The 10,000-nt window shown below is 70.2% G+C and carries 6 protein-coding genes; 2 read left to right on the plus strand and 4 right to left on the minus strand.

The window, feature by feature from the left end:
• Together FMP39_RS30270 and FMP39_RS30275 are read left to right on the plus strand one after the other, a co-directional pair.
• The gene (locus FMP39_RS30270) at window positions 1-1,590 is read left to right on the plus strand and encodes a sigma 54-interacting transcriptional regulator (RefSeq protein WP_141593566.1); all 1,590 of its coding nucleotides are present in this window, start codon (window positions 1-3) and stop codon (window positions 1,588-1,590) included.
• Between the two features lie 157 nt (window positions 1,591-1,747).
• On the plus strand, window positions 1,748-4,114 hold the full coding sequence (locus tag FMP39_RS30275) for a hypothetical protein (RefSeq protein ID WP_228558464.1): 2,367 nt from the start codon (window positions 1,748-1,750) through the stop codon (window positions 4,112-4,114).
• 96 nt (window positions 4,115-4,210) lie between these two features.
• Here FMP39_RS30275 and FMP39_RS30280 read toward each other — a convergent pair whose 3' ends face one another.
• The 4 genes from FMP39_RS30280 to FMP39_RS30295 form a co-directional block, all read right to left on the minus strand.
• The gene (locus tag FMP39_RS30280; RefSeq protein ID WP_141593572.1) at window positions 4,211-5,104 is read right to left on the minus strand and encodes a hypothetical protein; all 894 of its coding nucleotides are present in this window, start codon (window positions 5,102-5,104) and stop codon (window positions 4,211-4,213) included.
• Between the two features lie 104 nt (window positions 5,105-5,208).
• On the minus strand, window positions 5,209-7,452 hold the full coding sequence (locus tag FMP39_RS30285; protein WP_141593568.1) for a serine/threonine-protein kinase: 2,244 nt from the start codon (window positions 7,450-7,452) through the stop codon (window positions 5,209-5,211).
• Window positions 7,449-9,113 carry an adenylate/guanylate cyclase domain-containing protein gene (locus FMP39_RS30290; RefSeq protein ID WP_194858622.1) on the minus strand — a complete coding sequence of 555 codons (1,665 nt, stop codon included), beginning with the start codon at window positions 9,111-9,113 and terminating at the stop codon, window positions 7,449-7,451. The genes FMP39_RS30285 and FMP39_RS30290 overlap by 4 nt, the downstream gene beginning before the upstream one ends.
• Before the next feature lie 107 nt (window positions 9,114-9,220).
• Window positions 9,221-10,000 (minus strand): hypothetical protein (locus tag FMP39_RS30295; RefSeq protein WP_141593570.1); only part of this gene is annotated, 780 nt, incomplete at its 5' end.

Below are 10,000 nucleotides of genomic sequence, written 5' to 3' on the forward strand. Positions count from 1 at the left end.
ATGCCCGCTGGATGTTATGGTGCGACCTCCGCCTTCGTCCTGCCGCCGTTGCCCGCCATGCCCCAAGCCCCCTCGGACGTCTCCCAGGTCCTCCTCCCCTTCGGAGGACTCGTCGGCAGGGAGGTGGACCTCGACGCGTTCCTCCAGACGCTGATGGACCGCATCGCCATCACCCTGCAAGCGGACCGCGGCACCCTCTGGCTGCTGGACCCGGCCCGCCGCGAGCTGTTCAGCCGCGCCGCGCACCTGCCCGAGGTGTCCCAGATTCGCGTCAAGCTGGGCCAGGGCGTCGCCGGCACCGTCGCCAAGGCGGGGCACGCCATCAACGTGCCGGACCCGCGCGGCGAGCAGCGCTTCTTCGCGGACATCGACCGGATGACGGGCTACCGCACCACCAGCCTGCTCGCCGTGCCACTGCGCGACGGGGACGGCGCCCTCTACGGCGTGCTCCAGGTCCTCAACCGCCGCGGCGCGGACCGCTTCACCGACGACGACACACAGCGGCTCACCGCCATCGCCTCGCAGGTGAGCACCGCCCTCCAGAGCACCAGCCTCTACCAGGAGCTCCAGCGCGCGAAGGACCAGCCCCAGGTACCGGTGGGCTACTTCTTCAACCGCATCATCGGCGAGTCCCCGCAGCTCCAGGCCATCTACCGGCTGGTGCGCAAGGCCGCGCCCACCGACGCGACGGTGCTGCTGCGCGGCGAGAGTGGCAGCGGCAAGGAGCTGTTCGCCCGTGCCGTCCACGTGAATGGCCCCCGCAGGGACCAGCCCTTCATCAAGGTGGACTGCGCGGCGCTGCCCGCCACGCTCATCGAGAACGAGCTCTTCGGCCACGAACGCGGCGCCTTCACTGGCGCGGACCACCGCGTGCCCGGCAAGTTCGAGGCGGCCAGCGGCGGCACGGTGTTCATCGACGAGATTGGCGAGCTGCCCCTGCCGGTGCAGGGCAAGTTGCTGCGGGTCATCCAGGATCGCGAGTTCGAGCGCGTGGGCGGCACCCAGGCCGTGAAGGTGGACGTGCGCATCGTCGCGGCCACCCACCGGGACCTGGCCCGCATGGTGGCCGAGGGCCGCTTCCGTGAGGACCTCTACTACCGCATCAAGGTGGTCGAGGTGGTGCTGCCGCCGCTGCGGGAGCGCGGCGCGGAGGACATCGAGCGGCTCGCCCGCCACTTCGTCGCCGCCGTCGCCCGGAGACATCGGCTGACGCCGCCCCGCCTCAGCGCCGCCGCGGTGGAGCGCCTCAAGCGCTACCGCTGGCCGGGAAACGTGCGGGAGCTGGAGAACTGCATCGAGAGCGCCGTGGTGCTCTGTGAAGGGGAGATTCTCGAAGAGCACCTGCCCCTGCCCGATGTGGACCGGGCCGCCCTGCCGACTCCTGCAGCCACCCAAGGTGTCAACGCGCCGGCTGCGCCCGCGCCCATGGAGGCGGGCCTGCTGCCACTGGCGGAGGTCGAACGCCGCCACATCCTGCGCGTGTTGGACGCCGTGAAGGGCAACCGCACCGCTGCGGCCCGCGTGCTGGAGATTGGCCGCAACACGCTCGCGCGGAAACTCAAGGAGTACGGACTGGGCGACGAGCCCTGACGCACCGCGCGGGGGCGACTTCCACCCCACCCTCCAGGGCATCTGTCCGCTGACCACCGGTCTTTTCCGGTATCCGCCTTGTTCCGAGCTGGGCAACGGCGTACGACGAAGACACCTCCGGCCCACGTGCAGGAGGCTTCAGCCCAGGGGGACGCGCATGAAAGTGGTCAACAAGCTGCTGGAGAAGCTTCCCGACGTCGTGGCGGGCAAGGTGCCCGACGTGAAGCTGCAGGACCAGGACATCAAGGTGCCGCTGGCCCAGGGGACCTTCACGGAAGAGAAAATCCTTCCGCCCAAGCTGGCCATGCACGGCTTCACGCTCTCCTTCGAAGCCACCGGCGAAGCGTCCATCCGGAACTTCAACTCGCTGGGCGACGTGGACGAAAACGGCATCGTCGGCGAGCCAAGCCCGGAGAGCGCCGAGTCAGGGCCCCGGCCCCAGCTGCTGCTGGGCGGTGACATCGGGTGGATGCGCTACCAGGTGTCCGCGCGCGTGAAGGCCGCCGTGAGCGCCAGCCTGTCCTTCCTCGCCTCCGAGAACCAGACGGAGCTGTCCGTCACGCTCAGCGACTACCGCGCGCATCCGCTGGGCCAGAACATGCGCGAGGCCGTGCGCTCCGACCTGTCCGAGCTGCGGCTGATGCAGGCCACCGACCTGGCCAAGCTGGCCACGGGGGACGCGCTGGCGTGGCAGGCCCGCGGCGCGCTCCACACGCGGCTGGAGCTCAACTGGGCGGACATCTTCCCCACCAACCTCAACCGGCTGGGCTTCCTGCGCGGCAACGAGCTGCTCGCGTTGAAGACCAGCGCCAAGGCGGGCCTGTCCGCCCGGGTGTCCCTCACCGACGACTACCAGCTCAGCTTCTCCCGCCCTCGTGCCGGCCGCATCCAGGTCGCCGTGCGCAAGGTGAAGTCCCATGAGCAGGCGCACTCCGCCGGCCTGGGCATCACCGTGGAGCTGCTGGACCCGGCGACGGTGAAGGCCCAGTTGGGCCAGTTGCTGGAAGCGCTGCTGGGGCCCGTCCTTCGCGACCTCGTCAAGAAGGGCACCACCGCGGTGGAAATCATGGACGGCCTGGTGGACAAGGCCAGCAAGGCGAAGCTGGACGACAACCAGAAGAAGGTGCTGGGCCTGGTGCTGGAGCGCCTTGGCATCGACCCGCAGCTGGCAGACCCGGCCAACCTTCCGCAGGCTTGGGCCGACTTCAAGGCCCGCGTCGCAGAGTCGCTGGAGAACGCCGTCCGCACGCAGGTCGCCGAGGGCTTCGAGTACGAATACCTGCGCCTGTCGGAGACCTCCACGCTGCTGGAGGTCGTCGTGGAGGACGTCACCGCGATGCGCTTCCACGAGTCCCTGCTCAAGGGCAACCTGGTGGAGCTGCTGAAGTGGATGAAGAGCCTCCCCGCCCAGCAGAGCGAGTTCGAGCTGCGCAACTACCTGCACGCCACCACGCTCACGCGCCAGCAGGCCTACGGCTTCTCGCTGGGGGTTGGCTCGTTCGAGCTGCTCAAGGCGAAGAACGTCAGCAAGCAGTCCTGGGTGACGCAGGAGAACTTCCAGGGCGCCCGGCGCATGGCGTTCCTCGGACGCCGGGGCTACGAGGACAAACTGCTGGGCACCCGCGGCCAGTGGGTGGTGGACCTGAAGGCGGACATGACGCGCTTCTCCCCCACCCCCGTGGCCTCCGACTTCGGCTACGGCCTGCACCTGATGCTGTGGGGACGGCAGAAGAAGCTGTCGCGCAAGGACCTGCAGCAGGCGGTGGATGACGCCGTCGTCTGGGGCGTGCTGGACGCGAAGGACGCGGCCACCGTCATCAGCGCCATGCAGGAGGACATGGGCAAGCACCCCATCGAAACGCGGCTCGAGCTGAAGATGGCGGATGACTCGTTCCGCGCCCTGGTGCCCCGCATCCAGACGCTGGAGCTGTCCCGCTTCTCACGCGCCCTGGCCCGCGCGCTGCCCTGGAGCGAGCAGCTTCCCCGCGCCTCCGCCGAGTTCCGGCGCGCGGTCTACGCCCCCATCTGGGAGGCCTACCTCCGCGAGGTGCAGGAGCAAGGCAGCCTCATGCTGAATGACTTGTCACCCAGCCGCGCCGCGCAGATCGCCAAGTGGTACTTCCAGAAGGACCCCACGGTGCGCGACCTGGGCAAGGACCTGCAGCTCATCGAAAGCGAGTGGCGCCCGGGTGGCGGCAACTTCAGCTTCGCGGAGGTCATCTCGAAGAACCCCAACACGCTCATGCGGTGCCGGAACTTCGTGAGTGGCATGGTGCGCCTGCGCCGCGCCATTGACGAACGCAAGGCCCCGGACGAGCTGCGCACCGTGTTCGGCGAGCTGGAGGGCATGTGGACCACCGGCTTCCACCTGCGCGCCGCAGGCTCCCTGCTCTCGGACCTGGCGCAGTCCACGCCGCTGGGTCTCGCGGGCGTGGAGCGGACCCTCACCGTGCGGGTGGCGGACAGCGAGGAACAGCTCGTGTTCTCCACCACGCGAGGCACCGGAAGCACCGGAGCCGCCTGAGCGCGTCCCGAGCGGCCTGGGCGTGAGTGCGCTCGGGCCGCGAGCCCCAGCGGCGCATCACGCTCCTGCGCGGCGGTACGGCCCCCGCTGCGCGCCTCACAGCGCCCCTGACAGGACGACGGCGGCTGCCATGGACAACACCCCGGCCGCCGCGAAGTGCCGCCAGGCCCGGCGCGCCAGCATCCCACGGGTGGCCGGAGCCTGGGGGCCCAGCACCAACATCGCGGGGCCTCCATCCCGACCGACTAGGGCGTAGCTCCCCTCGACAGGGCCCCTCCGGAGTTCACCCACCACGAGGCAGGATTCGCCCACCGCGCCCACGCGCTCCCAGGACAGGGCCTCCGGATGCGCCGTCTGATACCAGGACGCGGGCACCGCGCCCGGCAGGTCCTTGCACCGGCGGACCTCCACCGGGGCCATCAGCGACGCGGGCGAAAAGGACACCGAAGCACGGACGCGCTGGCCACGCAGCGCCAGCACCGGCGCATACGCGCGCTCACGCGACAACAGCGGCCCGCGCCGGCCGTCCGCCGCCACCTCGCGCACCTCCGCGTCGAAGAAGACACACGGCACGCCACCGGGCGACGTCAACGTCGACTCCGCGTCCAGGACGCCGTGGTAGACGCCCCAGCCCGGGGACGCACCGGCACGCAGGGCCGCCACCGCTTCATCCAGCGGCACCGGTGCCGAACCCCGCAGCACGTTGGCCCGGGTCCGGGCCCAGGCGCCCCGCAGCGCCAACCCCGCGGCCAGCACCAACAGGGCAGCGCCCATGGCCTTCACGGCCGTCTCCGAGGCCAACACCGCCCCGGCCCCCTGGACGTGCCGCAGCACGACGAGCGACATCCCCGCCAGAAGTCCGAACCACAACAGGGGCACGCGGTAGGGACGGGACGTCACGTCCTTGCGCCCGTAGGCGAAGGCCGCCACCAACAGCCCCAACAGGCACGCCGCGTAGACCGGCGCCAGTGCCATGCGCCACAGCTCCATCCCGTCCCCCTGAAGACTCGGCATGGACGCCCGCGAGGCGGAACATGCCGAGAGCAAGGTGGGGACGGAGCGGCGTCCGCGCAAGCCTTCGCCTGCCGCGCGGACTACTCGGGGCTGGCGGCGACGCGGCGGACGGGCCGGGGCATCAGGTGTCCCCGGACCTTCAAGTCATCGAACGAGCAGGACAGGTTGCGGCAGCCCAGGGCCACCTTGCCCACGCGGTCCTCCAGGCCCACCAGCAGCTTGCGGGCGAAGCGCTCGTTGTTGAGGAACGCCTCCACCAGCACACCCGAGCTGTTCCGGCGCATCTGCAGTCGCACCTGGTAGGGGCCGTGGGCCGGCAGCGGCATCTCGTCCTCGACGAGCGCCTCCGTGTCCTGCGCGCTGTTCCCCACCACCTCGCGCCCGTCCGGCATGAAGTAGCGCCACGACAGCCGCATGCCCACTTCCGGAATGGCGAACGCGGAGACCTGCAAGTCCCTGATGCGGAACGCCAGCTCGCCGTAGTGCTGCGCATCCGCTTCCAGCGCGTACTCCGGCCCCAACTGCGCCACGTCCATCAGCACTTCGGCCGTGAAGTCGTTGGACGAGAAGTAGCGCTGCGCGATGTACGCGCGCGGAATCAGCCGCCGCCCGTTGGTCTCCTTGCCCGCCTGCAAGGCCTGGAGCTCCCCATCCACCAGCCGCCATTGGCCACTGTGGACGTTGACCTCCTCGTTGCCCTCGTCGAAGCCCAGCTCCAGGCGCGAAGTGCCCCCGGCCTTGGCGGGCGCCGCGAAGGAAAGCGATGAGAAGACCTCGCCGTAGGTGTTCGGCGGCAGCACCCGGTTGCCGGGCTTCACCTGGATGCCCTTCGTGCCGATGATGACGCGCTGGTCGTCGCCCAGGTGGAGGCTCACCGGCCCCACGAACCACCGGACCGCGAAGCCCAGCAGCGCCAACCCGCCCACCACCGACAGGCCACCGCGCACGCGCCGCCAGCCCGAACGGAGCTGACGCGACAGCGCGGTCTGCCGCCCCGGCCGTACCGACCGCGCGGCCGCGGGCACCATGCGGCCGTCCAGATCGTTCTGCGGGATGCCCGGCGCGGAGCTGGTGGAAATCATCGCCTCCAGCGCGGCGCACAGCTCGCTGGCCTTCTCGTAGCGCGCGGCCGGGTCCTGCTCCAACAGGCGGTCCACCACCGGGTCCACGCGCGGGTCCAGCCCCGGCACCTTCGAGGAGGGCAGCTTGAAGCGGCCCAGCGGCAGCTCCCCGGTGAGCACCTCGTAGAGGATGACGCCCAGCGAGAAGAGGTCCGCGCGCCCGTCCACGTTCTTCGCGTCGCGGCGCTGCTCGGGAGCCATGTAGTTCAGCGTGCCCATGGCCACCGACGTCGCCGTGAGCTGCAGGCGCGAGTCCGGCGCGCGGATGCCCGCGAGGCCGAAGTCCGCCACCTTCACGTGCCCCCGCCCGTCCAGCAGGATGTTCTCCGGCTTCAGGTCGCGGTGGATGATGCCCTTGTCGTGCGCGCACTCGATGGCGCGCGCCACCGCCAGGAGGAGCTTGATGCCCTTCTCCGGCGTGAGCCCGGCCGACATCGCCTCGCGCAGCGAGCGGCCTTCCACGTACTCCATGACGAAGTAGTAGTGCTCGCCCGCGACGCCCCGGTCGATGATCTGGATGATGTGCGGGTGGTTGAGCGCCGCCAGCGCCGTGGCTTCCTTCTCGAAGCGCGTGACGAACTCCGGGTCCTTCGCCAGCCGCGGCGGCAGCAGCTTCACCGCCACCGTGCGCCCCAGCGACTGCTGCCGCGCGAGCCACACCTCGCCCATGCCGCCGCGCCCGAGCAGCTCCAGCAGCTCCAAGCCCGGCAGGTCCACCTTGCCAGCGCCCACGAAGGTGCTGTTCTCGTGCGCGTTCAGCTCCGAGTGCGCACTGTCCGAGCCCGTCTTCGCGGACGAGCGCACCAACGTCTGCTCCACCGACGCGTCCGAAGCTCCGTTGCTGGAAGGCATGGCCACGCCGCTGGTCCCCGGCGCCGCCACGCCCGGCAGCCCGTTCACGCCGCCGCGAGGCCCGGAGCGCACGGGCTCCGGAGCACGCGAAAGGGAGACGTCGATGCCCGGCTCCGGCTCCGCTTGAGGAACCACCGTCACCACGCCGGAGGTGCCATTGGCCGGAGGGCGCTGCTCCTGGATGCCGCTGCTCGTGGGCACCATCGTGTTGCGCGCCACCTCGGCGGCCACGTCACCCCGGCGGGCCTCGAACCGGATGCCGCAGCGGCACTGGACACGCTGGCCGCTCACGTAGACGCGGATGTCGTGTGGATGGCCGCAGTTGGGGCAGGCCTGCGTCGTCGGGCTCATGCGCGGCGAGAGGTGGAAGCGGCGGTGGTGTATTCCAGCCCGTGGACGCGGTAGGTCGGCACGGCCTTCTCCTTGCCCTTCACCTGGAGGGCCGGCAGCCCCTCCACGTCGAAGCCGGCGCCCGCCCTGCGCACCGTGGACTCGGAGGCCAGCACCTCACCGCTCTTCGCCATGCCACACAGGCGCGAGGCCGTGTTCACCGTGTCGCCAATGGCGGTGAACTCGTGGCGCTCGGCGCTGCCCATGTAGCCGACAACGGCCTGCCCGGTGTTCACCCCGATGCCGACCTCGATGGGCTGCTTGCCCGCGGCCACGCGGCGGCGGTTCAGCTCCTGCACGGCGTCCTGCATCTCCAAGGCAGCCCGAAGCGCGCGGGCGGCATCGTCCGGGTGCGACAGCGGCGGCCCCCAGACGGCCATGACACAGTCCCCAATGAACTTGTCCAGGTTCCCCTCGTGGCGGAACACCACCCCGGCCATGGCGGTGAAGAATGCGTTGAGCATGTCTACCACCTCTTGTGGAGAATCGTTCTCCGAGATGGTGGTGAACCCGCGGATGTCCGCGAAGAGGCAGCTCACCTCCGCCAGCCGGCTCTGCGCCAGGTCTTCCGTCTCACCGGCGATCACCGCGTCGGCGACGGCCTTGGACAGGAAGCGGCTGAGCTCCGCGCGCGTCACGGCCTCGGCGCGAATCTGCTCGGCCAGCGCCGCGTTCTCCAGCGCGATGCTCGCCTGCGAGGCGATGCCGGAGAGGATGGTCAGGTCCTTCTCCGAGAAGGCGTTGATCTGCTGCCGGCTGTCCAGGAAGAGCACCGCCTGAATCTTCCCGTTCACCTTCAGCGGCACCGCCATGGCGGACCGGATGCCCTGCGCGACGATGCTCTCCGCCGCGGAGAAGCGCTCGTCGATGATGGCGTCCGCCGTCAGCACCGCCTTGCCCGTCTCCACCACGCGCTTGAGCACGGTGTCGGACAGCATGACGTTGACGGCCTTGTCGGAGCGGTGGTGCACCGCCGACGGGATGAACTCACCGTCCGCGGCCACCTTCAGGATGACGCCGTGGTCCGCGGCCAGCAGTTGGAAGGCCACCTTGAGGATCTGCTCGAAGAGCCCCGTCTGGCTGCCCTGCAGGCTCACCTGGCGGTGGAACTCATGGGCGATGCGCAGCTTCTCGTAGTCGCGGCGCAGCGCCTCCACGTCCGACACCTGCTCGGCGGGCCGGAAGTTCTGCGGCACCTGGTCCATCTGCGCCAGGAAGGCCGGCATGGAGATGGACTGCGCCACCACCGTCACGCCCGGCGCGGTGGGCGCGTTGGCCTGCGCCACCGGCTCGCCGCTGTGGAAGATGAGCCGCGAGGCGCCCAGGGAGATTTCGTCCCCGTCGCGCAGCTTGAGCTCCTTCACCCGGCGGCCATTCACGAAGGTGCCGTTGGACGAGCCCAGGTCCTTGAGGATGAAGTCCTTGCCCACGCGCTCGATGACCGCGTGTTCCTTGGAGACCTCCCGGTCCACCAGCCGCAACGTGTTGGACGGATGCCGGCCCAGGGACGTCGCCGGCCCCAGGGGAAACTCTCCGAGCGTGCCATCCGCGAAGCGCCCTGTCAGTCGGGGGCCGCGAATCTGCCCGGGTTTGGGAGCGAACGGGACGGGGGACTGGCTCACGCGGAAATCCTCACCGGCCCGGACACTACCAGAGGCCATCGGCACCGGGGAACGCTCGGAAATCACCACTGCACGGCCGAGCAGCGTCCGCCTGGCGGGACGGCTCCTCAGCGACCGGCTGCCGGCTTCCTGTCCGAACCGCCCGCCCGGATGGCCAGGCCCACCGAAGGCATCACGGTAACGCCCCCCAGGTTCCGCTCCATCCCGAAGAGCTGCGGCCTGCTCCGGAAGTAGCCCCCCGTCACCTCGGCGAAGAGGTGGACGTACCGGTAGCCCACGGCGATTCCCAGCGTGGAGCCCACGAAGTGGCTGCCCACCGTCGCGGGAAGCCTCGCGTCGAAGCCCGACACCGGCTTCCCCTGCTGGGAGTAGTCCACCAGCCGCGCGTCCAGCCGGGTGCGGCTGTAGATGTACTTGGGCGCCGCGTAGAGCTTGAAGACGTCCCCCCAGTCCGCACTGAGGTACAGGGGCACCTCCACGTCGTAGCGACTGAAGTCGTTCATCTCCACCACCTCCAGCACGTCCAGGGCCGGGCTGCTGAAGAAGTGCTTGGACACCCCCACCCCCAGGGCCATGTCGAAGGAACTCTGGCCCAGCTCCAGATAGCGGCCCACCTCATCTCCGCCGTGGGCCAGTTGGAACTTCAGGTCCCCGCGCAGGGAGATGCCGCTGTAGCGCAGGCCCACGTCCAGCCGGTCCACCACCCCCACCCGGACCATCAGCTCCGGATTGACGCCCGGCGGGGCCACCATCAGCGCCACGCCCGCCGTCAGCAGCTCCTGCTGGTCCTCCTCGCTCAGCGTGTAGGGGCGGTCATTCACCACCGCGTCCCGGGCCGCCTCCCCCTGCTCGATGCCGGCGTCCACCACCCGGACCAGGGCCCCCAC

The organism is Myxococcus sp. AB056 (genome assembly GCF_006547365.1).
GTDB lineage: Bacteria > Myxococcota > Myxococcia > Myxococcales > Myxococcaceae > Myxococcus > Myxococcus virescens.

What these genes read in the sequence shown, in the direction of transcription:
- FMP39_RS30270 (WP_141593566.1), top strand. Translation starts at nt 1, where the DNA reads ATGCCCGCTGGATGTTATGGTGCGACCTCCGCCTTCGTCCTGCCGCCG.
- FMP39_RS30275 (WP_228558464.1), top strand. Translation starts at nt 1,748, where the DNA reads ATGAAAGTGGTCAACAAGCTGCTGGAGAAGCTTCCCGACGTCGTGGCG.
- FMP39_RS30280 (WP_141593572.1), bottom strand. Translation starts at nt 5,104, where the DNA reads ATGGAGCTGTGGCGCATGGCACTGGCGCCGGTCTACGCGGCGTGCCTG.
- FMP39_RS30285 (WP_141593568.1), bottom strand. Translation starts at nt 7,452, where the DNA reads ATGAGCCCGACGACGCAGGCCTGCCCCAACTGCGGCCATCCACACGAC.